This is a genomic window from Halomonas sp. BN3-1, assembly GCF_003056325.1.
GTDB lineage: Bacteria > Pseudomonadota > Gammaproteobacteria > Pseudomonadales > Halomonadaceae > Halomonas > Halomonas litopenaei.
In genome coordinates, this window is sequence record NZ_PYVV01000015.1 from 49,001 (window position 1) to 74,717 (window position 25,717).

A 25,717-nucleotide genomic window follows, 5' to 3' on the forward strand; every position below is an offset into this window, starting at 1 on the left:
CTGGCGGAAGCGTGGGCATGGACACGCACAGGGAGCGCAAAGCAATGGAGAATGGCTCGGGCCGCTGGCTGGGATCACTGTTCGATACGGAACTCACGCAGGACGAACGACTGCTGAAACTCAGCGTCGGCAAGCATCCACTGATTCCCCATCGACTGGTGGGCAATGAGCGAATGTCCCACCCCTTCCGCTACACCCTCGACTGCATTTGCCAACGCGGAGATGTTGAGCTCAAACACCTGCTGGCAATGCCGGCCGAACTCGACATTCGCCAGGCAGACGGCAGCTATCAACGACGATCAGGCTTCGTCGATACGGCAGCGCTACTGGGAGAGGATGGTGGAGTCTTCTATTACCAGCTCGGGATAGTGCCCTGGCTGTCGCTCCTGCAACTCGGTCAGGACAGCCGCATTTTCCAGGACATGAACGTGCTGGATATTCTGGAAACGGTATTCTCGGCTTACGACATGGCCAACGGACGCTGGCTCATCCGCAGCCAGCGCCCGTATGCGGCCCGCAGCTATTGCGTTCAGTACCGCGAAAGTGACTTCCACTTCATCAGCCGGCTGATGCAGCAGGAAGGCCTCTACTACTTCTTCGAACACAGCGCCGATCAGGACCGCTATCCAGGGCATCGCATGGTGATCACCGACGACCTCACCGTCTGTCCGGCGGTCTCCCCCAGGGCGATTCGCTATCACCGTCAAGCCGCCACGGAGCACCAGGACAGCATCACTCAGTGGGGAGGTATCCGTCGCCAGCAACCGACCCGCATGACCATCGGCACCTGCGACTACCGGCAACCATCACGGCCCCGCCAATACGCACTGGATACCCTGCCCGACCAGGGAAATCTCAGTCCCCAGGAGTTCTACGACTATCCCGGGGCGTACTACTACGATACCTTCGATCGCGGCCGTACCCTGGTGGACAACCGCCTGCAGGCAGTGGAATCCCTGGCCAAGCGTTTCCGAGGCGCCGGTGGCACACGACAGTTGCAGGCTGGCCATATCTTCTCGCTGGAACAACACGAACGTCACCTGCACGGCGATGCCAGCGAGCGTGAATTCGTCGTGCTCGACCTCAATATCCAGGCCGAGAACGCCCTGCCGGTATCCGCCCACCTCAGCACCCTGCCGGGCAGCCTGCAGCAAGCCCTGGATCAGGCCAGAAGCGCCCACGGTCTGCAGGACGAGAGCCCTCACCAAGACGACTACCAGCGTGCCGGCACCGGCCACTACCTGGTTGACTTCGAGGTGCAGCGCACCGTCGTGCCCTTTCGATCCACACTGGATCATCCACGCCCCGTTGTCGGCGGCCCCCACACTGCCATCGTCGTCGGCCCCGAAGGCGAAGAGATCCATACCGACCGCCTCAACCGCGTCAAGGTGCAGTTCCATTGGGATCGCAACGGACAGCACGACGATCGCTCGAGTTGCTGGTTACGGGTGTCCGAAGCCAATGCCTGCGCCAGCTGGGGGTCCGTGTTCGTGCCACGCATCGGCCAGGAGGTCATCGTCGACTTCCTCGAGGGCGATCCGGATCGTCCCCTCATAACCGGCCGGGTCTACAACGGTGATGCACAACCCGAGTGGCATTCCAACGGCCTGCTTTCGGGCATCAAGTCAAAGACCTACCGAGGCAGCAACTACAACGAACTGGTGTTTGACGACGCCACCGACCAGGAGCGTATCCGCCTCAACTCGGAACACGCCAAGAGCCAGCTCAATCTGGGCTACCTGATACATCAGCACGGCAACACGCGCGGGGACTTTCGTGGCACCGGCTTCGAACTGCGTAGCGATGCCTATGGCGCAATCCGCTCGAATCAGGGGCTGTTGCTGACCAGTTGGGGGCAGCTGGGGGCTGCAGGCGACCAGCTTGCGACAGGGCCCATCCATCAGGAACTGTCCAGCGCCTGGCACCTGTCCGATCGCCTGAGCAAGAGCGCCATGGAACACGGTGCCGATGTGCTGGAGACTCGCCTCGACCTCAAGCAGGCCGCCGAGGACACCCGGCAGATCTACGGCGAGCCAAACAGTTGTGCCGCCGACAGCGACGAGCAGTCCACCGCCGAGGCCGGCAGCCAGGCAGGCACCGGACAGGCATCCGGGCTCCAGCAACCCTGGCTGCATCTTGCCTCACCGGCCGGCATCGTCTTGAGTACCCCCGCATCGACACACCTCGCCCAGCACGAATCGTTCAGCGCCAGTTGTGGCGAAGACATCAACCTGGCCAGCCGACGCAGCCTGGTGGCCACTATCCGCGAGCGCCTGTCGCTGTTCGTGCAGCGAGCCGGCATCAAGCTGTTCGCCGCCCGAGGCAAGGTAGAGGTGCAGGCCCAGAGCGACCAGATGGCGCTGAGCGCGGAAAAGACCCTCTCCATCACCTCCACCGAGGGCAAGGTGCGTATCGAGGCCGCCCAGGGCATTGAGTTCATCAGCGGCGGAGGCGTCCTGCGCATCAAGGACGGCGATATCCAGATCCACGGCCCGGGTCTTGTCAGCCTCAAGGCCACCACGCACAGCTTGGCCGGGCCTTCATCGCTGGATCCCGCGCTTCCCTACCTGCCGGACTTCGCGCCGAAAATCTGCCCGCGCAGCAACGGCCAGGCCAGCAAGGACGGCGGCGGCATCGTGGAGGGCAACTGATGTCGAGCGAACCGGCAAGCTCAACTGACAACACACTCCAGCGCCTTCGTCTGCAGGCCAGCACCTCCAGGCTCTACGCACTGATCGATCCTTCCCAGGACGAGCGCTGGCAACTTTCCTGCGACGAACTGGAACTGGCGACCAGGCAGTTTCGCATCATCGCCAACCCCTTTATCGACCTACCTCCATGGCGGCGGCTCTACCTCAAACCGCTGGAGGTGCGGGACATCGACATCCCCGAGCTGGTAGCGCAGCAACGTAGCAGCCTGCCAAGCAAGCGTACGGAGCCAAGCGGGTTTTGCGCCTTGGTCACCTCGTCGGTCCTGTCGATCTCCCTGAGTCGGTGGATCGAACGCCAACTGACGGTGACCAGTCCCGAAGGCAAGACATGCCTTCTGCGTTTTTTCGATCCAAGGGTGATGGAGCTGCTCGCCTTTCTGCTGGAACCCGGTCAGAAAACCCTGCTATTGCACCCCTTCACCGGCTGGTTCTATTTCGACCACCAGCAGGTCCTGCGTGAAATGGAGATTCCCCGGGAGCCGCCTCCAGCGCCCTTTACCTTGTCACCGGAACAATGGGCCTCGCTCAAACGCAGCGGCACCATCAACCACCTGATCGACAAGTGGCGCTCGCTTGAGCCTGACAGTGCAGCGGAGGCATCACCAGAGCGTATCAACGCGCTGATGCGGACTGCTGAACGGCATGGACTCCACACGCCTGCCGACCAGCAAAGGTTTGTCCTGCATGGTCTCCACGTGGGGGATGACTTTCATCGACACCCCTTCATGCAGCGCCTGTTGGAAAGCATCGGTCCGAGCCAGCGCTACGGCGATCTGACCGCCGCCCTGCCGGTTGCCGAGTGGAACGAGATCTCAACCTGGACGAGGAATACGGCTCATGGTCAATCCAGACCTGCTCAAGCGGATTGATGACGCCTGCATCGATCTACCCGGCGTGCAATCAGGACAGTGCCCTCTGTGCGAGAGAGTGGGTCTCCCCATCCTGCCGGTGCGCTTGACCGTCTGTGAACGCACCTCGATGACCTCCGGCTTCACCGAATTACCGGCGGACAGGGTAACGGAGTTCACCGATATCCGGCTCAACCAGGCCGTGACCGACCAGGGGACGTCACCACGCGCGCTGGGAGAACCCGTACGCAGCTATCTGGGCGACACCACCGATAGCCAGGTCAGCAAATATATCCTGCGCCAGCTCAGACCCGGCTACTTCTATCTGCTCGACGACGAGAACACTCGCAATACCAGCGACGGCGAGACGACGGGAGATCGCGTCAACCACAATTGGTATGCCTATGTCGTCACGACCGACGGCATGTTCTATCAGTTTGCTGTCAGTGAGGCGCCCCCCTCCCCGGAACAACCCGAATTTGCCTGCGGGCTGAACGACGAGGAACGGCGCTTCAAGACGGTCAGCGCTTCGACCATCGCCCTGGACAGCGTCGACACCGCCACCAACATCTACTACCTGTACAGCGAGCACGCGCTTCCCATCACCTTTCTCAACCACCTGCGCACCGCCTCCCACAGTGACGGTCGGCGCCTGCGCGACGTAGCCATGCAGCGCTTCGACGTCGCCGCCTGGCGCGACAACAAGACCCAGCAGCCCTTCGCCTTCAGCGCCGAGGAGCTCTCGCTGGTCGCCGAGTACAGCGACAATGCCGCCGGCATGGAGGCCTTCTTCTGGCCCGATCAGAACAATCGCCAACTATTCACCCGCGAGGAACTGCGCCAAGCCATCGGACAGCGTCTTCGCGCCGCCTCGCAGCAACTAAAGGACAAGAGTCTGGTACTGGCGGTGCATGATGAAGTCGGCCTGATCAACGAACTCAACGCCTACCGCCAACGACCATTGGAGCTGCTCGAGGAGTTTCTTCAACAGTATGACCCCCAGGGATACCTGAATCGGCGCAACCTGCTGTGCTACAAGGCCATCGAGATCTTCGAGGAAAATTACCGAATACAGCGGCAGATTGCCCAGGCCCCCCTGAACCAGCGGATTGAAGAGGCCAGCCAACCGACAATCGACTTCAAGCAGCAACGGATAAATCAGATAGATCGGCAGATCGAAGCGATACGCTCCGACGGCGATCCCAACTGGCTAGATAGACAGCGGATCGAAACACTACGTATTGAAAGGCGCGACCTGCAGCGTCAGATCGATGCAGAAAGGAGGAGCATCGAACTGCTGACCCAGGAACCCGAGCAACTTATCTCCGCCTACAACAAGGAGCTAGCGGACTACTATACCTTGCCGGACGCTCCCGTAGATCCCGAGACAGGGAAACGCATTAACCCCGAGCTTGAAGACTTCAAGGCAAAGTACAAAGCGCTGGTGGAGCGGATCAATCAGCTGGTACGGGCCTTCGATGAGGACTACTCCCTGTGGGTCGAGGCACACCTTGATCGCGTCACAGTACGCTACTCCGACGATGTCTATGCACCCGGGCTGGGACTGAGCGGAGTACTCTCCAACGCACTGCTGGGCGGCATTCTGAGTGATGCCAGCAAATGGTTGTGGGACAGGCTAGCCAGCGCCATCGACTCAACTGATTCATTGCTGATGAAGGCCATGTTCTCCAACCAGCGTCGCTTGATCGACGACGCCCTTACCGTTCGCCAGGCGCTACCGGCCAAAGCCTACGTACCGCCCAGGGTCTTGCTCAGATGGCGGGAGCAGTATCGTGAGCTGCTGCATGGCGAGCGCGAGTTTCGCTACGACACCATCATGGCCGGCCTCATCGCCACCATGGGCAACAGTCTCTACGCCCAGGCGCTACAGGACGCCTCCAAGGTCATTCCCGACACGCCACCGGACCCAAATTCTACCGCTGACGCGGACGCCGGCAACGATGGTGGTACAACAAATATCAACAGCAACAACAACGCGATCGACGCGGCAGACCTCCCATCCGTCAAGGCGCTGGAAAGTTTCAACCGCTATCAGCAGTTGATCATTACCGGCAGCTACGACGTGCAGCAGATCCAGGCGTCACAGGACGCCAATGACCCTGCCCAATACCTCCACCTGCCAGTGCTGGCGAGCGTTTCCGTCCGCCGCAAGGACTTCCACGACTGGCTGGATACGCTGACGCGCCAACTCTATCCCAAAGGCAAGGCCAACCCCGACGCCTCCGGTGCTCTGCAGTTCCACGAGGACGACGGCGTGGGAGGCAACTTCTCCGTCACCCATATCGAGAATGACCATCAAATCACCGTGGTCATCCCCATCGATACAACCGCCCCGGACTTCCTGGATCGCTACAACACCACTACCGATGACTTCGGCGAAGACGATATTGCAAAAAGCAACTGGAACGATCGGCAAAATGCGCGCGATCTAGGCAGCTACATTGCCCAGGGCATCGGCGGCACCAACCACTCCGCCGTCGCAGGCCTCAGGAATACGTCCACGAGGGTTCAACTGCTGCTGATCTACTACAACAACTTCAGCATCCTCAACAGCGAATTTTCCTCAGGCGACGCAGACGGCATCCAGGTAACGCTTGCCTTGACAAAACTCATCATTGCCTCCGTCGACACCTTGCAATTCGCTGCCACTCTTTTGGCCAGTACCGACGGCGCCCTGGCATCGCTCGTCCGGCGCCTGCAGATCCTCAGGCTGCCAGGCGACGCCATCATAGGGGTACTCAGTATCGCGGATGGTCTTGACAAACGTGCCAACGCCCATCGGGCGGCCTTGTTGGGCCTGCCGGAGAGTATTCAGAATAAACACAGGACCGCCGGCAATATCGATGTTGCCAACGGTGTCGTCGCCTTGGTCATTGTCGTAGCTGTCGCTGTCGGGCCCATTAGCGCACCTGTCGCTCTTTTCGCGGGTGTTGCCAACGGGGTGGTTACCTCCGTTTTGAAACTCATCCTTGGGCCTGGACTCAACATCCTGGTCGCCTTCGCCGTCTCCTGCTGGGTGACCCGCTGCCGATATGGCGTTCGCGATGAGCTAGGCCAGGTACTGCCCTACGACTCCATGGAAGAGGAACAGAATGGCCTGGAACTGGTGTTCAAGGGCGTGACGGTGGAAATGTTGCTGCAAGAGCCAGATGACTACGAAAGCTATGGGGTGGTACCGACTCAAGGGCAATGGGATATCGTCAGGGAGCGCTCCCGTCAGCTACCACGCACACTTAGCATTCTGGTCACCGTGCCGGATTTGGATGAGATGGAGATCGGATTAAAACTGGAGCTAGGGGAAGGGCTCGACAGAGAACCAATATTTCAAGATAGTTACATCAAAACCGAAAATCAAGGCATTTTATCCAATAGAATCTACGAAAGTAATAATGACCCAAGAATCTCAAAAACAGTCGATATCAAAAAAATCAAAAACTCATACCTATTAAGTTACGAACAACATATCCAAAGTAATCAACCACCAAGATTACTATCACTATTCGTCAGCTTCACAGATTCTAAGACGCCAACTGAAGAGAATAACGGCACATTCAAGATAATGGTATAAAATGATGATGATTTCAGAGAGAACCAAAAATAACTCGACAATTATAGCGATATATATATTAATTTCTTTAATATTATCTGGATGCGACAACGGTAGGGACCATCTACCGAATGGACTAAATCCTACAGCGATCGCAACCATGGAAAACACTCCATATTTCATTTCCAATGCGCCCAGTCGATATGCACTGTCGGAAAGGCTTGAAAATATCGACATGACGCAACTAGCAGAAGATAGCAAAAAAAACGACGGAGAGGCCAAACTTATCCTTGGATTGATATATTTAGACATGGTCACAGGGATTGAAGAACCCGTGGACAAAGCATACGGGTTAACACTGCTTCAGGAAGCATGGCAGCTTGGCGTGGTGGATGCGGGCCATATCTTATTCAAAGTTTACTTCTACGGACATGGCGTCCGCGTCAATCACCCCCTTGCATTGGCCTATCTCGAAGCATCGGCAGAAAAAGGCTATATACGTTCGCAAAAAAACCTTGCTTATGCTTACAGGGGAAATAGCCAAGGTCCTCAACCACGAGGCATCGTCGAGTTGGATATCGAGAAGGCACGATACTGGTTTACCAAAGCCGCGGAACAGGGCGATGCCGAGTCTGCCACTCAGTTAGCACAAATTTACTATAAGGGATTAGGAGTACCTAAGGACGACAAAGTCGCTTTTGAATGGCTAAAGCGAGCAGAAAACATGCCGTTTGAGGGCCGAATGAGCCATAGCGGCCTTGCCATGTGTTACGAACAGGGCATCGGCACCGAAGTAGATCTGGTACAGGCCTACAAATACTACGACCTTGAAGATCCTGCTGGAGCGCCAGACAAACGCCGCCTCGAGGAAATGATGACACCCGAGCAGATTCAGGAAGCCATTCGCCTTTCACGCGAGTGGCAGGAGGAACACGGCGTTTTCGTACCAAGTTACTATGGACTTGAGTATCAACCCGACGGCAGTTTTAAGTAACACTGACAACACTACAGTGACCTTCCACCGGTACCGCCAACCGGCGGTTCTTCGGGGCAGTTCTCTATGCCACCCTAAAAACCACCACCGTCTTCGTTGGCGCGGAGATCATCGAACGCCGTCCTTTGTTCACCGTTCCAAAAAATGCGGCTTGCCCTCAACCCTCACCGTATACGCTGCGCGAGCTGTCTCCTGCTGGGTGACCCGCTGCCGATATGGCGTTCGCGATGAGCAAGGCCAGGTACTGCCCTACGACTCCATGGAAGAAGAACAGAATGGCCTGGAGCTGGTGTTCAAGGGCGTAAGGGTGAAAAGGGTTGTTGAGCACCACACCTAAACTTAGATAGTCCAGTCGGCGCCAATTCCGGGGCATTCACGATGAGAATATAACCGTGCCACACATTCAACTGCGCCTAGCAACTTTTGTTTTATCTCTTCTGACAATAGCCAGCATTTCGGGCTGTGATAATGCCTCCACTTTAAGCTTTATAAAATCTCAGACCACAACCATTGTCAAAATGGAAGGAACGCCATACTTTACTTTAAACACACCCCAAAACAAATCATACTGGGACCACTTCAGCAACATAACCGAAGATCAAATGAAAGAGAGAGCCAGCAACGGAGATGGCGAAGCCACCTTCCTATTGGGTCTTGTTTACTTTGGTCAGATCATAGGATTCGAGCGGCAGCCTGATACGAGCGAAGGCACGAAGTTACTTCAAGAGGCATGGAGGCTTGGCGTTATAGATGCCGGTTACTCTCTCTTCACCGTCTACTACAAGGGAATTGGCACACAAGTCAACAAACCACTTGCCCTGGCCTATCTCCAAGCATCGGCGGAGAAAGGCTATATTCTTTCCCAGAAAGATCTTGGCCATGCCTACCGTGGCGCCGATCCTCGGGACCTGGTGGATGAAGATATCCAGCAGGCGAAAATCTGGTTTACCGAAGCCGCCGAACAGGGTGATGCCGAGTCCGCCACCCAGCTTGCCGGCATCTACCGAGAAGGAACTGGTGTCCCTAAAGATGAACAAACAGCCTTTGAGTGGCTAAAACGCGCGGAAGATATGCCTTTTAATGGATTTCTGAGCCACCGAGGCCTTGCCAACTACTACGAACATGGCATCGGCACCGAGGTAGATCTGGTTCAAGCATATAAGTACTACGACCTCCAGGATCCTGCTGGAGCGCCAGACAAACGCCGCCTTGAGGCAATAATGACTCCTGAGCAGGTTCAGGAAGCCATTCGCCTTTCACGCGAGTGGCAAGAGGAACACGGAGTTTTCGTACCAAGTTACTATGGACTTGAGTATCAACCCGACGGCAGTTTTAAGTGACACTGACGACACTTCAGAGACCTTCCACCGGTACCGCCAACCGGCGGTTCTTCGGGGGCAACTCTCTATGTCACCGTAAGAACAACCACCGTCTTCGTTGGCGCGGAGATCATCGAACGCGGTGCTTTGTTCACCGTTCCAAGAAAGCGGCTTGCCCTCAACCCTCACCGTATACGCTGCGCGAGCTGTCTCCTGCTGGGTGACCCGCTGCCGATATGGCGTTCGCGATGAGCAAGGCCAGGTACTGCCCTACGACTCCATCGAAGAAGAACAGAGTGGCCTGGAGCACCAGCCGGATGGTAGCTACAAGTAGCAAGAATGCTATGTCTTCGTTTTATATGTTCGTTTCCCTACCCCAGTACTACCACACATCCAGTTTTTGGGGACGCTTCGACACTTGGTGTAGACGTATGCTGTCTACCTTACATATGTGAAATTCACTCAGGCAAAAAGGAGCTTTGATAAACCAGCCGTAACTGATCACAGGAAGTAAACTACACAAAGGAGTGTGTAATGCCTAAACGTCCTATTTCCATATCAATCATCTGCTGCGCCTTGATGATACTTTCCACAGTACAATTTGTATTAATGATGAGAGGCTATGAAAGCATCGACTTTACCATAAAAATGCACATGATTGGGCTGCCTAGGCAAATGCAGTCATTATTACTAACCGTTAATGCTACTATGCTACTATATACAGCAATGATGATATTCGCTCGTCTAAAAAGAGGGAGAAATATCTTTATATTTTGGCACGGCTTCACTCTTCTGTTTTTGTTTTTCATTAACTTCGACAAATCAATAACAAATTTATTGTTGTTGTTTTTTATAATATCCACCTTTTTCCTATATCGTCAGAAAGCCAATATCTATTTTAATTCTCTCGTCTCATGACGGTATCATCATGAGAAGATTATTTGGTATTATCTTTCTGACGATCTGCGCCTTTTTCGTATATACAGTGGGCCTGCTGGCCTTCTTCGATGTCCCAGAAACCGGGAATGTAAAGTTTGAAGTAATGGGGGAATATTGCATACCTCTGGCAGGATTCCTGTTACTTGGCCTGGTGGTATACCCTGGGTCAAACTGGATGACATTGTCAGGCATCACGCTACTATCAGGGCAGGCAGTCAATGTCTTGATTACTTTTCTATTGATATCGTTCAAGCGATCGGAAGAGCTTTCAAACGTTATGGACACAAGCGCTTTCGATTATTTCAGCGACTATCTCTCCGGCTTCTCGATAATGATCGGCGTCGCTTTGCTTGGCGTCATTCTGCTTGCTTTAGGGCGCGTATACAGAAAATCACACGAGGCTCTCGATGGAGTGTCGCCATGAATTCAACAGCAAAGGGAATCGGTGAGGGTTGTCGATAGAGCGCAAAAGGCCGGCATCACTGCCGGCCTTTTCTGTTGCGCTCGTCGCTTGGGTCAGGCGACCTGACGATCAGTCACCGAAGGGATTGCGCAGGACGATGGTCTCATTGCGGTCCGGGCCGGTGGAGATGATGTCGATGGAGGTGCCGACCTGCTCCTCGAGGAAGCTGATGTAGGCGCGGGCGGCGTTGGGCAGGTCCTCGACGCGCTTGACGCCCAGAGTCGACTCGCTCCAGCCCGGCAGGTCCTGGTAGACCGGCTCGATGGCCTCGTAGCCTTCGGAGTCCACCGGGTTGTCGAGCACTTCGCCGTCCTTGCTGCGATAGCCCACGCAGACACGGATGTTCTCGAGGCCGTCCAGTACGTCGAGCTTAGTCAGGCAGATGCCGGATACCGAGTTGATCTGCACCGCGTGACGCAGCGCCACGGCATCGAACCAGCCACAACGACGGGCGCGACCGGTGGTGGCACCGAACTCGTGGCCCTTCTCTGCCAGGTGACGGCCGTGCTCGTCGAACAGCTCGGTGGGGAACGGACCAGAGCCGACACGGGTGGTGTAGGCCTTGGTGATACCCAGCACGTAGTCCAGATACAGCGGGCCGACGCCTGAACCGGTAGCGGTGCCGCCGGCGGTGGTGTTGGAGCTGGTGACGTAGGGGTAGGTACCGTGGTCGATGTCCAGCAGCGAGCCCTGGGCGCCTTCGAACAGGATGTTCTCGCCACCCTTGCGCAGGTCGTGGACCAGGCTCACGGTGTCGGTGACCATCGGACGCAGCTCTTCGGCCATCTCCATGGCGCTTTCCAGGGTCGCCTGGAAGTCCACCGGCTCTTCGCCGTGGTACTTGGTCAGCACGAAGTTGTGGTAGTCCAGCACCTCGCCCAGCTTGGAGGCGAAGCGCTCACGATGGAGCATGTCGCCCAGACGCAGGCCGCGGCGGGCGACCTTGTCTTCGTAGGCCGGACCGATGCCGCGACCGGTGGTGCCGATCTTGGCGATGCCACGAGCCTTCTCGCGAGCCTGATCCAGGCGCACGTGGTAGTCGAGGATCAGCGGACAGGCCGGCGACAGACGCAGGCGCTGGCGCACCGGTACGCCCTTGCTCTCGAGCTCGCGGATTTCCTTGATCAGTGCCTCCGGCGACAGCACCACGCCGTTGCCGATGACGCAGGTCTTGTCCTCGCGCAGCACGCCGGACGGAATCAGGTGCAGGACGGTCTTTTCACCGTCGATGACCAGGGTGTGGCCGGCATTGTGACCGCCCTGAAAACGCACCACGGCGGAGGCGGACTCGGTCAGCAGGTCGACGACCTTGCCCTTGCCCTCATCGCCCCATTGGGTACCCAGTACGACTACGTTCTTGCCCATTGCAGTTCTCGTCTCTTCTTGGTTGCGCCTTGGCGCCACAGTCGATTAAAGCGCCACGCCCCGGCGCCCCGGTATTGCTTGCCAGACAGTGCCAGGCACTGCCGGCAGGATCATGTCGCCAGCGGTTCGAGCACCCAGCGCTGGTCTCGGGCCACCAGCTGCTCGCTGCAGCCGTGTCCCGCAGCGCGCTGGCCGGGCAGCCCCTGGATCACCCGGCGCCCCTGACGCCTCAAGGCCTGAACCGCTTCGTCGAGGCCCTCGGCGTCACCTTCCGCCGGCGCCCAGACGCTGTCGCTGGCGGCCTCGCTGGAGGCCAGCGTCGCCAACAGCTTCAGATCCATCGAGAAGCCGGTAGCTGGCCTGGCGCGACCGAAGGCACGGCCGGTGTCGTCGTAGCGCCCGCCCTTGGCCAGGGCTTGACCGTACCCCGGCACGTAGGCGGCGAACATCATGCCAGTGTGGTACTGATAGCCGCGCAGCTCGGCCAGGTCAAAGTAGCAGGCCACCTCGGGGTGTTCGCGATGCACGCCCTGATACAGCTCGCACAGCTTGTCGAGGGCGTCGTTGACCGCCTGGGGCGCCTCGGCGAAGGCTTCGCGGGCCTGGTCGAGCACCTCGGGGCCGCCGTGCAGCTCGCCCAGGGTGCGGAACATGGCCGCCAGAGCGGGATCGCTTACCGCCCTGGACACCTCTGCCTCGAGCTGCCCCGGCGACTTCAGCGCCAGCGCCGCGGAGATGGCGTATTCGGCCTCGGCGTCGAGCTCGGCGACCTCGACCAGGTTGCGGTAGATGCCGACGTGGCCAAGCGCCAGGTGCACCTCGCCGGCGCCGGAGGCCGAGAGGCTCTCCAGCGCCAGGCGCAGGATCTCGAGATCCGCCGCCAGGCTGGCGCTGCCGAACAGCTCGACACCGACCTGGACCGGGCTGCGCCCGCCCTGATGCTTGTCGGCCTTGGCTCGCAGCACATTGGTGCAGTAGCACAGACGCACCGGCCCTTCGCGCTTGAGCGAGTGGGCATCGATGCGCGCCACCTGCGGCGTGACGTCGGCGGTCACCCCCATCATGCGCCCGGTGAGCTGGTCGGTGAGCTTGAAGGTCTGAAGGTCGAGATCGGTGCCGGTGCCGGTCAGCAGGGAGTCGAGAAACTCCACCGGGGGCGGCATCACCTGGTCGTAACCCCAGAGATGGAAGAGGTCGAGCAGCGCCCGGCGCAGCTCCTCCATACGACTGGCCTGAGGTGGCAGCACCTCGTCCATGCCGTCGGGCAGGAGCCAGCGGTCAGCGATGGTCATGTCGATATCCTGCTTGGTCGATATCTTGCTTAGACGGTGGGCCTGGTCCGCGCGCACGCAAAACCTCGCGCACTGGTGAAATCCGGGAACTCATCTCGGAGCGGTCTCGGAACTTCTGGCGTGCTGGCGAATGCGTCGGACGGAACGATGTCGGGAATGACGGCCACAAAAAAACCGGGCCACGCCCGGTTTACCGATTCTATCACGTTTGGCCGCCAGTTGAACCCCGCAAGGGCGGCATTCGCCCTTGCGGTCGGCGGCCAGGGGCCACCGCTAGCCCTGGGGCTGGCTGCCAGCTCCCTGGGGATCGGCGCTCTTGAGGTAACGGAAGAAGTCGCTGGAGGGATCCAGCACCATCATGTTGCCCTCGCCGGCACCGAAGGAGTCGCGATAGGCGTTGAGGCTACGCCAGAAGCGATAGAACTCGGTATCGCCCTCGTAGGCGTCGGAGTAGATACCGGCGGCCTCGGCGTCACCCTCACCACGCAGGGTCTCGGCACGCTCGTTGGCCTGGGCCAGCAGTACCTGACGGCGGCGATCGGCGTTAGCGCGAATCCGCTCGGACTCCTCCTGGCCCTGGGCACGCCACTCGCGGGCCTCACGCTCACGCTCGGAGCGCATGCGATCGTACACCGCCGAGGACACGTCCTCGGGCAGGTCGATACGCTTGACCCGCACGTCGAGGATGGCCACCCCGATCTCTTCGCGCATCAGCTTGTCGAGCTCCTCGGTGGGGCCGGACATCAGCTCGTCACGCTTCTCGGAGATGATCTGCTGCAGGTTCAACTGGCCGAACTCGTTACGCAGGCTCTCGTCGACCCGCGGCTGGATCAGGCGCACCGCCATCAGTTCGTCACCGGCCGTGGCCTCGTAGTAGCGAGTGGGGTTGACCACCTGCCACTTGACGTAGGAGTCCACGATCACCGCCTTCTGCTCCTGGGTCAGGTAGCGGCTGGCGTCGGTATCCAGTGTCAGCACCCGGGTGTCGAACTTGCGAATGGTCTGGGTGATCGGCACCTTGACGTGCAGGCCCGGCTGGATATTTTCCTCGATGATCTCACCGAAGCGCAGCTTGACCGCACGCTCGGTCTCGTCGACCACGTAGAGGCTGTTGCTGGCCAGCCAGGCGGCGGCGGCCAGGCCGCCGACGATGAGCAGGGATCGATTATTGATCATTTAGCGACCCTCCCGCTGAATACCGGTGTCACGACCGTTGCGGTTCGAGCTTGAATTGGAGGCCGCGTTGGCGGACTCGGCACGGATGCGCTCCAGCACCTGCGGATCGAGCTGATTCTCGGCGTCGGCAGCGGTGGACGTGCCCAGACCACGGCCGATACGGTCCATCGGCAGCACCATCAAGGGGCCATCCTGATCGACGTCCACCAGTACCTTGTTGGTCTGGCCGAGCACCTCGGAGATGGCGTCGAGGTAGAGACGCTCGCGCATCACCTCGGGGGCATTGCGATACTGGGTCAGCAGTGCGGTGAAGCGGTTGGCCTGACCACGCGCCTCGGCGACCACTGATTCGCGGTAACCCTGGCCCTGCTCGACGATACGCTGCGCCTGACCCTGAGCCGCCGGGATGATGGCGTTGGCATAGGCCATGGCCTGGTTGATCGTGCGCTGACGATCCTCGCGGGCACGGATGACGTCATCGAAGGCGTCCTGCACCGCATCGGGCGGCGAGGTGGACTCGACGTTCAGGGTCACCAGGCGGATACCGGTACCGTAGTTGTCCAGGTAAGTCTGCAGACGGCTGGTCACGGCACTGCCGAGAATCTCACGACCCGAGGTCAGGATGTCGATCATGTCGGTGCCACCGACCACGTGACGCAGCGCCGAGTCGAGGGCGTTTTCCAGCGACAGCTCGGGATCACGCACGTTGAGCACGTAGTCACGCGGCGCTGCCACCTGGTACTGGGCCGAGATCTCGACCGAGACGATGTTCTCGTCCTGGGTCAGCATCGACTGGGTCTGGCTGACCGAACGCACGCGGGTAACGTTGACCATGCGCACGTCGTCGATCAGCGGCGGATTCCACTGCAGGCCCGGGGTGACGACTTCCTGGAACTTGCCGAAGCGCAGCACGACGCCACGCTCCGACTGGTCGACCAGATAGAAGCCGCTGGCCGCCCATACGGCGAGACCGATGATGATCAACAGGCCCGGCAAGGCGAAGGTATTGCGCGGGCGATTGCCGCCGCCCTTGCCGCCACCTTTGCCACCGCCGCGCTTGCCGCCGCGGCCGCCGAGCATGCCGTTGAGCTTGTCCTGAAACTTCTTCAGGGCCTCATCGAGGTCGGGGGGACCCTGATTGTCGCCACCGCGGTTGCCACCGCCCCCATTACCGCCACGGCGCCCCCCGCCACTCCAGGGGTCGTGCTGGTTGCCGTTGCCGCCACCAGGCTCATTCCAGGCCATACGTCGTCTCCACTCTGTGCCCCCGCCTAGACGAGGCGCATCGATTGCGATCCTTGGAAAACACTGCATACATTGTTGCGCTCGGCATCTCGGCCGCCGGCGGTGCTCAAGGTTCTCATTTAACCCTGTGTCAACTCCGACCTTTCCGCTCCGGCGGAGACCGAACTGTCGTCGCTCGCGACATTTCTTCAGTGCTTTCCTTGTGGCGTCGCCATCCGGGCGACGCTCTTGCCGACCCGTCAGGCGGGTCGGTTCAGGCTTCCCAGACGTCGCGTTCCTGCAGCGCGACGGGAAGGTAATCGGCGGCACGCTCGCCAAGGCGTGCCATCAACTGATTGAAGTCACGACGCGGCAGACGCACATCCAGCTGCGTCTGGCCGTCCTCGTCGAAGGACTCGTCGCGCACGGCATTCAGCTCATGCAGCGCCGCGCGCAGCTTGCCCTGCTCCGGCGTCAGGGTCAGCGAGAAGTCGATGATGTCTTCCGCCAGCCGCTCGGTCAGGGCCTGGGTCAGCAGGTCCAATCCCAGCCCCTTCTGCGCCGACAGCCACACCGTCTGCGGTACCCCGTGCTCGTCGCGCTCGATGCGTGGCGAACTGTCGAACAGGTCGATCTTGTTCATCACCTTGAGCGTCGGCACGTCCAGCGCGCCGATCTCGTCGAGCACCGCCTCCACCTGGGTGACGTTGAGCTCACGATCAGGATCCGCTGAGTCGATCACATGCACCAGCAGGCTGGCCTCGGCGGCCTCCTGCAGGGTGGCACGGAACGCCTCCACCAGCTTGTGCGGCAGGTGGCGGATAAAGCCCACCGTGTCCGCCAGCACCACCGGCCCCACGTCCTCGACCTCAAGACGCCGCAGCGTAGGGTCGAGAGTAGCGAAGAGCTGGTCCGCCGCATAGACCTCAGACGCCGTCAAGCTGTTGAAAAGCGTTGACTTGCCGGCGTTGGTGTAGCCCACCAGCGAGACGCTGGGGATCTCGGCACGCGAGCGGGCGCGGCGATTCTGACTGCGCTGGCTACGCACCTTGTCCAGGCGCTTGTGGATCGACTTGATGCGCGCACGCAGCAGGCGGCGGTCGGTCTCGAGCTGGGTTTCACCCGGACCGCGCAGGCCGATACCGCCCTTCTGGCGTTCCAGGTGGGTCCAGCCTCGCACCAGCCGCGTGGACATGTACTCGAGCTGGGCCAGCTCCACCTGCAGCTTGCCCTCGTGAGTCCGCGCCCGCTGGGCGAAGATATCCAGAATCAGGCCCGTACGATCGAGCACACGACACTTCAGCGTCTGCTCGACGTTGCGTTCCTGGGAAGGACTGAGCGCGTGGTTGAAGATCACCAGCTCGGCCTTGTGTACCGCCAGGGCCTCGCCGATTTCCTCGAGCTTGCCCGACCCCACGAAACTCCTGGGGTCGGGTCGTTGCCGCGAGCCGGTCACGAGGGTTGCGGGTTCGGCACCCGCCGACCTCACCAGCTCGTGGAACTCACCGGGATCTTCGCGCTCCTTCTCGTCCTGAAAGTCGATATGGACGAGTACCGCCGTTTCACCGGCGTCGGGACGTTCAAAAAACAATCAATACCTCACGAAATATCAGCTCTCCGGCTGCGCAGCTGGATCCTGGGCCGGCAGACGCACATTGCGTGACGGCACCACCGTGGAGATGGCGTGCTTGTAGACCATCTGGCTGACGGTGTTGCGCAGCAGGATGACAAATTGGTCAAAGGATTCGATCTGGCCCTGCAGCTTGATGCCGTTGACCAGGAAAATCGATACCGGAATGCGCTCCTTGCGCAGAATGTTCAGGTACGGGTCTTGAAGGGACTGCCCTTTGGACATGTTGCTCTCCCTGAAGTGTCTTAGGGTTTTAGGTTATGGTGCCGCCCGCCGAGGTCTTCAAGACGGCGGGCGACAGGTATTCGGTTGTTCGGCGGGACCCTGCAAGTGGTCGCACGAACTCGTTATCTTACGCTAAGTCCCCGCTTCGCGCACGAGTTTCACGAGGCGCTCGGCGGGGTCGGCCGCCAACGGGTCCACCCAGGTGAGCGCAGGCCAGCTACGCATCCAGGTCAGCTGCCGCTTGGCCAGCTGACGCGTCGCCACCACACCACGATGAATGAACGTCTCACGATCAAACTCGCCATCCAGGTACTGCCATGCCTGACGATAGCCCACGCTCTTCATCGATGGCAGCGACAGCGTCAAATCGCCACGCGCCTTGAGCGCCGCCACTTCATCGAGAAACCCGCCGTCCAGCATGGCGTTGAAGCGCCTGGCGATTCTCTCGTGCAGCACGGAGCGCTCGGCGGGAGCGAGCCCTATGGACAGCAGACGAAAGGGAAAGGTTTCACGACGCTGCTCATTCCACAGCTCGCTCATCGGCCGCCCGGACAGCTCGAACACTTCCAGCGCCCGCATCAGGCGCTGAGGATCATTGGGGTGAATGCGCGCGGCCGACTCGGGATCGACCTCGCCCAGGCGCCGATGCAGCGCCTCGAGGCCGTCCTGCTCGGCCTGGCGGGACAGGCGTTCACGCACGGCGCTGTCCGCCGAGGGCAAGTTGGCGACCCCCTCGACCAGGCGCTTGTAGTACATCATGGTGCCACCGACCAGCAGCGGCAGCCGGCCACTGGCGGCGATATCGTGCATCTCGGCCAGGGCATCGTCGCGAAACTCCGCCGCCGAGTAGGCCTGGGCCGGATCACGGATATCGATCAGTCGATGGGGCGCCCGAGCGAGTTCCTCGGCCGATGGCTTGGCCGAACCGATGTCCATGCCGCGATAGATCATCGCCGAATCGACGCTGATGATCTCGCCACCCAGGCGCTCGCGGATCTCGATGGCAAGATCGGTCTTGCCCGCCGCCGTGGGGCCCATCAGCAGCAGCGCCAGCGGTCGGTCGTCCTGCGCGGGCGGCGTGGCCGCGGCCGGAGCGTCTGTCGGCGCCATCATTGCCCTCGCAGAAACAGCCGGTCCAGATCCTTGAGGCTCATCTGGGTCCAGGTGGGGCGGCCGTGGTTGCACTGGCCGCTGCGCTCAGTGCGCTCCATGTCACGCAGCAGCGCGTTCATCTCGGCAATGGTCAACTGGCGATTGGCGCGTACGCTGCCGTGGCAGGCCATGGTCGACAGCAGCTCGTTGATATGGGCCTCGATGCGATCGGAGCGGCCGTAGCGCTCCAGGTCCGAGAGCATCTCGCGCACCAGCGGTTCCACGTCGGCATCGGCCAGCAGCGCCGGCACCTGGCGCACCAGCAGGGTCTCTGGACCGGCGGTATCGAGTTCGACACCAAGCCGGGTGAAGGCTTCGCGCTCGCGCTCGGCGGTCTCGACCTCGGCGGCACTGACCGCCAGCGACACCGGTACCAGCAGCGGCTGGGCATCCAGCGCGCCACCGTGGACCTGGGTCTTCATGCGCTCGTAGACGATCCGTTCGTGGGCCGCGTGCATGTCCACCAGCACCAGCCCCTGGGCGCTCTGGGCCAGAATGTAGATGCCGTGCAACTGGGCGATGGCGTAGCCCAGCGGCGGCGCCTGGGTGGCGTCGTCTTCCGGCATCACCTCAGGCGTCGATGAGGTGAGCGATGCGCCGCCGACCCCGGCAGGGGACTCGCTAGCCTCGCCACCGGCGCCGGGCCAGGTTCTCGGCGTGGGGCTATGGCGCTCGGCCTGGGCCGTGCCGGCGGCCAGACCGCCGGCGCCTGGGCCTCCTGGCTGCGGCGTCAGCAGGCTGTCTTCGTGGTCCGGGTGCAGCTTGCGGTAGCCATCCATGAATGCGCGCACCCGGTCCGGGGTGACACCGCCCTCGCCCTCGTCGCGGCGCGGGTGCAGCGCCATGGGCTGCTGCTGCCAGGAGGGCTGTTGCCGGGACGGGTGTCGCCCGGGATTCCCGCCCTGGGGGGCCGGCTCGCGGATCTCGCCGGTCTCGGGGTCGACGTCGAGGCCATCGGTATCGGTGCTCGCTTGCTGACCCGGATGCTGGCCGTCCTGGTGCCCGGCGCGGGCCTCGCCCAGCGCCCGGTGCAGGCTCGAGAACAGGAAGTCGTGGACCATGCGCCCGTCGCGAAAGCGCACCTCGTGCTTGGTCGGGTGGACATTGACGTCCACCACCGTGGGGTCCACGTCCAGATAGAGCACGAATACCGGGTGGCGACCATTGAACAGCACATCGCGATAGGCCTGGCGGATGGCGTGGGCCACCAGCCGGTCGCGCACCACCCTGCCATTGACGAAGAAGTACTGCTGGTCGGCCTGGGCGCGAGAGTGGGTCGGTAGCCCCACCCAGCCCCACAGGCGCAGGCTGCCGGTGGCGATGTCCAGGGTCAGGGCATTGTCCAGGAAGTTCTTTCCCAGCAGCGAAGCGAGACGTCGCTCCACCGCGTGGTCATCCCGTGCCACCGGCAACTGGTGGATGGTCTTCTGGTTGTGGCGAAGGGTCCAGCCGATGTCGAAGCGCGACAGCGCCTGGCGCCGAAAGGCCTCCTCGACATGGTTGAACTCGGTCTTTTCGGTACGCAGGAACTTGCGCCGTGCCGGGGTGTTGAAAAACAGATCACGCACCGCCACCGAGGTACCACGCGGATGGGGTGCCGGCGTGACGCGGGGCTCCATGCGCCGCCCTTCGGCCACCACCCGCCAGCCGCCCTGAGGGTCCTGCTCGACGTTGGAGGTCAGTTCCAGTCGCGACACCGAGCTGATCGAGGCCAGCGCCTCGCCGCGAAAGCCGAGGCTGGCGACGCCCTCGAGCTCCTCCAGCGACAGGATCTTGCTGGTGGCGTGTCGTGACAGCGCCAGCGGCAGGTCCTCCTCGCCGATGCCGGAGCCATCGTCACGGATCCGGATCAGCCGGGCACCGCCGGACTCGATGTCCACCTCGATGCGGGTGCTGCCGGCGTCGATGGCGTTCTCGATCAGCTCCTTGACCACCGAGGCCGGGCGCTCCACCACCTCGCCGGCGGCGATCTGGTTGGCCAGCCGGGGGTCGAGAATCTTGATCGAGCGGCGCTGTGACACCTGGACGCCAGGCTCGCTCTGACACGGGATATCACTCATGAACTGGGAATCCTCAACACCTGGCCGACGCGAATGACGTCCCCGGACAGCTCGTTGACCTGCTTGAGCGCGCTGAGCGCCACGCCGTGACGCGAGGCGATGGCGGACAGGGTGTCGCCTGGCTGGATGCGATACTCGTTGGTAGCGGTGGACCGCCCCTGATCGCGCTGCCAGGCCAGCAGGCTTGCCGGTGGCGGGTTGCGCTCGAAGTGCGAGCGGATGCCGCCGAACACGGCGCTCATCATCCGCTGCTGGTAGCCGCCGTCCTTGAGTCGTCGCTCTTCCTCGGGGTTGGAGATAAAGCCCGTCTCCACCAGCAGGGAAGGAATGTCCGGGGACTTCAGCACCACGAAGCCGGCCTGCTCGACCCTGGGTTTATGCAGATCATTGATGCGCCCGATGCGACTGAGCACCTCATCGCCGATGGTCAGGGAGTCATTGAGGGTCGCGGTCATGGTCAGGTCCAGCAGCACGCCCCTGAGCACCTGGTCCTTGTCATCGAGCGACAGGTTGCCGTCGACCCCGCCGATCAGATCCGAGCGGTTCTCGCTGGCCGCCAGCCACTTGGCGGTCTCCGAGGTGGCTCCGCTCTGGGACAGCGCGAACACCGAGCTGCCGTGGGGACGCGGACTGTTGAAGGCGTCGGCGTGAATGGAGACGAAGAAATCGGCCTTCTGCTCGCGGGCGATCAGGGTGCGCTGACGCAGCCCGACGTAGTAGTCGCCGTCGCGGATCAGCACCGCCTTGAAGCCGGGGGAGTCGTTGATCATGCGCGCCAGGCGATCGGCCATCTGCAGCACCACGTCCTTCTCGCGGGTACCGCTCGGGCCCAGCGCCCCGGGGTCCTCGCCACCGTGCCCGGCGTCCACGGCGATGATGATGTCGCGCTTGGGATGGGGCTGAGCGGTGTCGATCACCGGTGCTGCCTCCACCGGGTCACGGCCCTCGGCCACCGCCACGGTCTTGGCCCGCTCGGCGGCGATCTCCTGCTCACGGATCATCGACTCGATCGGATCGATGGGGTCTTCCACCGCGCTCTCGCCGGGGTACTCCAGATCCACCACCAGACGATCGCCGTACTGGTTGTTGGGCGCCAACGAGAAGTGACGCGGCTCGATGGCGCGGCTGAGCTCGAGCACCACGCGCAGATCGCCGCCATCGCGCACGCCTGTGCGCACCGAGCTGATGGCGCTGTTGGACAGGTCCATGCTGGCAGGATCGGCGGCCAGACTGGTGCCGCTGAGATCGATGACCAGCCGGCGCGGGTTGTCGAGCTCGAACACGTTGGCGGTGGCCGGCGCCGACAGGTCGAACACCAGCCGCGAGTGATCCGGCGCGGCCCACAGGCGCATGTTGTCCACGCTGGCGGCCTGGGCAAGGCTCGAAAGCGTAAGGCCCAGTGTGGCCACCAACGTCAATAGACCAGCACCCATACGGGCCGGAAGGCGACGCCTCATGCCTTGCCTCCCGCCAGTCGTTGATCGCGGGAGACTTCGTCTTCCAGGCGTGTCAGCAGCGCTTCACCCAGGGTCGTGGCGGCGCTGATGCGCGCCTCGCGCCCTTCTGTCTCGGCGTGGCGTAGCGCCACCTCGAGATCCGGCGGCGTCAGCCAGCCCTCGCCGCGCTCGGCCCACTCCACCAGGCACAGATGCCCCTCGGCGAGCAGATCGCGCCCACCGATGAACTCAAGCTCCTCGGGATCGCCCAGGCGGTAGAGGTCAAAGTGGTGCAGCGTGACCGGCTCCCCGTCCAGCGAAAGCTCGTAGGGCTCCACCAGGGTATAGGTAGGACTCTTCACCGCACCTTGATGGCCGTAGGCGCGCAACACACCGCGAGCCAGGGTGGTCTTGCCGGCCCCAAGCTCCCCCGACAGGTGGACGCGTCCTCGTCCTTGCAAGGCCCGTCCCAGGCACTCCCCCAGTGCGACCTGGCGGTCTTCATCATCGAGTCGCAGCTGCATCTTCCTCGCCCATCGTCGGATTGACTAATTTTCGTGCACAGGATGCCAGATCGCTGGCCAACAGACCACGCTCACCGCCCTCTCTCGCCGCCATGTCACCGGCCAGGGCGTGTACCAGCACGCCCAGCCGCGCGGTGCGTTCCAGTGACCAGCCCGGGGCCTGGCCCTGGGCCATCAGGCCCGCCAGCACACCGGTCAGGGTATCGCCCATGCCGCCGCTGGCCATGCCCGGGTTGCCGAAAGGACACAGCGCCAGGCCCTCGGGACCGGCGATCAGGGTGCCGGCCCCCTTGAGCACGATCACCCCGCCCCAGCGTTGCTGCAGGGCGCGCGCGGCACCCGGGCGGTCCGCCTCGACCTCGGCCACGCTGGTCTCGAGCAGGCGTGCCGCTTCTCCCGGGTGGGGGGTCAGGATCCAGTCGTCACGCCGCTGATCGGCAAAGCGGCTGACCAGTAGATTGAGGGCGTCGGCGTCCAGCACCAGCGGAATCGAGCGCTTCAGCGCGGTCTGCAATACCGACTGCCCCCAGCTCCCCTGACCAAGCCCTGGCCCCACGGCGAGCACACTCAGGCGATCGAGCAGCTCATCGAGTTCGCTGGCATGGGTCACCCCACGCGCCATGACCTCGGGGCAGCGCACCAGACTGGCGCCGACGTGTTCCGGCGCGGTGGCCAGCAGCACTCGGCCAGCGCCCACCCTGGCGCAGGCCTCTGCCGCCAGCAGCGCCGCCCCGCCGAACCCGGGTGCGCCACCGAAGATGCCGGCGAATCCGGCGGCGCCCTTGTGCATGTCGCGCTCACGCGGAGGCAACGCCAGGTTCACCAGGCTCGACTGCAGGCGCCAGGCGGTGGGCGCGATATCGTCATGGGCCAGGGCGTCCACCCCCAGTGATTCCACCACCACCTCGCCGGCCAGGGCGGCGCCACGCCCGGTGTGCAGTCCCAGCTTGTCGGCGATGAAGGTCACCGTCATCACCGCCCTGACCGCCATGCTGGGCTCGGCACCGCCGTCGGCGGTGATGCCCGAGGGAATATCCACCGCCAGCACCGGACACCGGCTTTCATTGATGGCGGCGATGGCCGCGGCGTAGGTCGGACGCAGGTCGCCGGCAAAGCCGGTACCGAGCATGGCATCGACCACCACGTCCCCTTCCACGCTCAATCCTTCTCGCCATTCGATAAAGCCGACCCCGGCGTCGTCGGCCATCTCGGCCGCGCGCAAGGCGTCACCCTTCAGGCGTTCACGCGGGGTCAGGGAAATGCGCTGCACCTGGCGCCCTTCGGTCGCGGCCAGCGCTGCCAGCACATGGCCGTCGCCGCCGTTGTTGCCGCCACCGCAGAACACCGTCAGCGACTTGGTCGCCGGCCAGCGCGCCTTCAGCCAGCGCCAGGCGACGCCGGAGGCCCGGTGCATCAGGGCGAAGCCGTCGCTCTCGCCGGCGATGGCCCGTCGGTCCAGCTCGCGTACCTGCTCGGCGGTGTACAACGGAGTCTGTCCTGGCTCAATCGCGCCGCCGTCCAAGATGTCCATGCGGTTCTCCCTTCGATCGTGATGGTCTACCATGGCGGTCACTTCCTTCCCTATGAAGTCTAAGCCCTTCTCCTCTCGCGCCAAGCGCAGAGCCGGGCTGTCTTGCCATTTGCCGGGTATGTCCTCATTTATGTCTGCATCGTCCCCGTCCACCGACGTCGACTTCAACGACCTGGCGGCGCGCATCCGCACCTGGGGGCGGGAGCTCGGCTTCCAGCAGGTCGGCATCACCGACGTCGACTTGAGCGACGACGAGGCCCATCTCGAGCGCTGGCTGGAGGCAGGTTTCCACGGCGAGATGGGCTTCATGGCCAAGCACGGCACCAAACGCACCCGTCCGGCCGAGCTCGAACCCGGCACCATCAGGGTCATCAGTGTGCGCCTGGACTATCTGCCGCCGGAGGTGGAGACCACCAAGGTGCTGGGACAGCCCAGCCGCGCCTATGTGTCACGCTATGCCACCGGGCGTGACTACCACAAGCTGATGCGCAAGCGGCTACAGCGCCTGGCAAAGACCATCGAGGCGGAAGTCGGGGACTTCGGCTACCGCGCCTTCGTCGACTCGGCCCCGGTGATGGAGCGCGGCCTGGCGCGCAAGGCCGGTATCGGCTGGTTCGGCAAGAACGCCATGCTGCTCAATCCCAGAGCCGGCTCGATGTTCTTTCTCGGTGAGCTTTACACCGACCTGCCGCTGCCGGTGGACGAGCCATTCGAGCAGGAACACTGTGGCAGCTGCAGCGCCTGCCGCACCGCCTGCCCTACCGGCGCCATCGTCGAGGACAAGGTGGTCGACGCCCGCGCCTGCATTTCCTACCTGACCATCGAGCTGTTCGGCGCCATTCCCGAGCGCTATCGCGAGGCCATGGGCAATCGGGTGTTCGGCTGTGACGATTGCCAGTTGGTGTGCCCCTTCACCCGCTTCACACGGGCAAGCAGCGAACCTGACTTCGCGCCGCGCCACGATCTCGACCGGGTGGAGCTGCTGACCCTGTTCGGCTGGAGCGAGGAGGAGTTTCTCGAGCGCACCGCCGGCAGCCCGATTCGTCGTATCGGCTACGAACGCTGGCTGCGCAACCTGGCGGTGGGGCTCGGTAACGCCCCCTGGAGCGCCGCCATCGAACGCGCCCTGCTCACCCGCCTGGCCTATCCCTCCGAGCTGGTGCGCGAGCACGTACGCTGGGCGCTCGCCCGCCAGCGCCAGCGGCGCGCCGAGCTGATCACCTCTGCTTGAGCGTGTCGAGCCGAACGCCTCGAGCTGAA

General features: G+C 62.0%; 18 protein-coding genes. 7 read left to right on the forward strand and 11 right to left on the reverse strand.

Annotated elements, in window-relative coordinates; translation table 11 throughout:
* Window positions 1–44 precede the first annotated feature (44 nt).
* The 6 genes from tssI (at window position 45) to C9F12_RS18540 (ending at window position 10,803) form a co-directional block, all read left to right on the forward strand.
* Window positions 45–2,651: a type VI secretion system Vgr family protein gene (gene tssI / locus C9F12_RS18510; RefSeq protein WP_108449805.1), complete on the forward strand. Its 2,607-nt coding sequence runs from the start codon at window positions 45–47 to the stop codon at window positions 2,649–2,651.
* The gene (locus C9F12_RS18515; RefSeq protein WP_108449806.1) at window positions 2,651–3,580 is read left to right on the forward strand and encodes a DUF4123 domain-containing protein; all 930 of its coding nucleotides are present in this window, start codon (window positions 2,651–2,653) and stop codon (window positions 3,578–3,580) included. Before tssI ends, C9F12_RS18515 begins: the two co-directional genes overlap by 1 nt.
* Window positions 3,549–7,148, forward strand: coding sequence for a T6SS effector BTH_I2691 family protein (locus C9F12_RS18520; protein WP_108449807.1), 3,600 nt, complete (start codon window positions 3,549–3,551; stop codon window positions 7,146–7,148). Before C9F12_RS18515 ends, C9F12_RS18520 begins: the two co-directional genes overlap by 32 nt.
* 139 nt (window positions 7,149–7,287) lie before the next feature.
* Window positions 7,288–8,121, forward strand: a complete 834-nt coding sequence (locus tag C9F12_RS18525; RefSeq protein ID WP_162816520.1) for a tetratricopeptide repeat protein — start codon at window positions 7,288–7,290, stop codon at window positions 8,119–8,121.
* Window positions 8,122–8,513: 392 nt separating this feature from the next.
* Window positions 8,514–9,461 carry a tetratricopeptide repeat protein gene (locus tag C9F12_RS18530; protein ID WP_162816521.1) on the forward strand — a complete coding sequence of 316 codons (948 nt, stop codon included), beginning with the start codon at window positions 8,514–8,516 and terminating at the stop codon, window positions 9,459–9,461.
* A gap of 907 nt (window positions 9,462–10,368) precedes the next feature.
* Window positions 10,369–10,803, forward strand: a complete 435-nt coding sequence (locus C9F12_RS18540) for a hypothetical protein (RefSeq protein WP_108449811.1) — start codon at window positions 10,369–10,371, stop codon at window positions 10,801–10,803.
* Window positions 10,804–10,911: 108 nt separating this feature from the next.
* Here C9F12_RS18540 and C9F12_RS18545 read toward each other — a convergent pair whose 3' ends face one another.
* The 11 genes from C9F12_RS18545 to C9F12_RS18595 form a co-directional block, all read right to left on the reverse strand.
* The gene (locus tag C9F12_RS18545) at window positions 10,912–12,207 is read right to left on the reverse strand and encodes an adenylosuccinate synthase (protein WP_045993100.1); all 1,296 of its coding nucleotides are present in this window, start codon (window positions 12,205–12,207) and stop codon (window positions 10,912–10,914) included.
* A 110-nt stretch (window positions 12,208–12,317) separates the two neighbouring features.
* Window positions 12,318–13,499 carry an ATP phosphoribosyltransferase regulatory subunit gene (locus C9F12_RS18550; RefSeq protein WP_045993099.1) on the reverse strand — a complete coding sequence of 394 codons (1,182 nt, stop codon included), beginning with the start codon at window positions 13,497–13,499 and terminating at the stop codon, window positions 12,318–12,320.
* 273 nt (window positions 13,500–13,772) lie between these two features.
* Window positions 13,773–14,675, reverse strand: a complete 903-nt coding sequence (gene hflC / locus C9F12_RS18555) for a protease modulator HflC (RefSeq protein WP_045993098.1) — start codon at window positions 14,673–14,675, stop codon at window positions 13,773–13,775.
* Window positions 14,676–15,920 carry an FtsH protease activity modulator HflK gene (hflK, locus tag C9F12_RS18560; protein ID WP_108131457.1) on the reverse strand — a complete coding sequence of 415 codons (1,245 nt, stop codon included), beginning with the start codon at window positions 15,918–15,920 and terminating at the stop codon, window positions 14,676–14,678.
* 253 nt (window positions 15,921–16,173) lie between these two features.
* Window positions 16,174–17,490 (reverse strand): ribosome rescue GTPase HflX, encoded by a 1,317-nt coding sequence (gene hflX, locus C9F12_RS18565; protein WP_045993096.1) that lies wholly within the window; start codon window positions 17,488–17,490, stop codon window positions 16,174–16,176.
* A gap of 18 nt (window positions 17,491–17,508) precedes the next feature.
* Window positions 17,509–17,754 (reverse strand): RNA chaperone Hfq, encoded by a 246-nt coding sequence (gene hfq / locus C9F12_RS18570; protein WP_045993095.1) that lies wholly within the window; start codon window positions 17,752–17,754, stop codon window positions 17,509–17,511.
* A 132-nt stretch (window positions 17,755–17,886) separates the two neighbouring features.
* Complete coding sequence (gene miaA / locus C9F12_RS18575) at window positions 17,887–18,864, reverse strand: tRNA (adenosine(37)-N6)-dimethylallyltransferase MiaA (RefSeq protein ID WP_108449860.1); 978 nt, start codon at window positions 18,862–18,864, stop codon at window positions 17,887–17,889.
* Window positions 18,864–20,966, reverse strand: a complete 2,103-nt coding sequence (mutL, locus tag C9F12_RS18580) for a DNA mismatch repair endonuclease MutL (protein ID WP_108449812.1) — start codon at window positions 20,964–20,966, stop codon at window positions 18,864–18,866. The genes miaA and mutL overlap by 1 nt, the downstream gene beginning before the upstream one ends.
* Window positions 20,963–22,399: an N-acetylmuramoyl-L-alanine amidase gene (locus tag C9F12_RS18585; RefSeq protein ID WP_108131638.1), complete on the reverse strand. Its 1,437-nt coding sequence runs from the start codon at window positions 22,397–22,399 to the stop codon at window positions 20,963–20,965. The genes mutL and C9F12_RS18585 overlap by 4 nt, the downstream gene beginning before the upstream one ends.
* 20 nt (window positions 22,400–22,419) lie before the next feature.
* A complete protein-coding gene (tsaE, locus tag C9F12_RS18590) occupies window positions 22,420–22,926 on the reverse strand; it encodes a tRNA (adenosine(37)-N6)-threonylcarbamoyltransferase complex ATPase subunit type 1 TsaE (protein WP_108449813.1) in 507 nt (168 codons plus the stop codon).
* The gene (locus tag C9F12_RS18595) at window positions 22,907–24,457 is read right to left on the reverse strand and encodes an NAD(P)H-hydrate dehydratase (RefSeq protein ID WP_108449814.1); all 1,551 of its coding nucleotides are present in this window, start codon (window positions 24,455–24,457) and stop codon (window positions 22,907–22,909) included. The genes tsaE and C9F12_RS18595 overlap by 20 nt, the downstream gene beginning before the upstream one ends.
* 130 nt (window positions 24,458–24,587) lie before the next feature.
* Between C9F12_RS18595 and queG the strand changes: the two genes are divergently transcribed.
* Window positions 24,588–25,688: a tRNA epoxyqueuosine(34) reductase QueG gene (queG, locus tag C9F12_RS18600; protein ID WP_045993091.1), complete on the forward strand. Its 1,101-nt coding sequence runs from the start codon at window positions 24,588–24,590 to the stop codon at window positions 25,686–25,688.
* Window positions 25,689–25,717 lie beyond the last annotated feature (29 nt).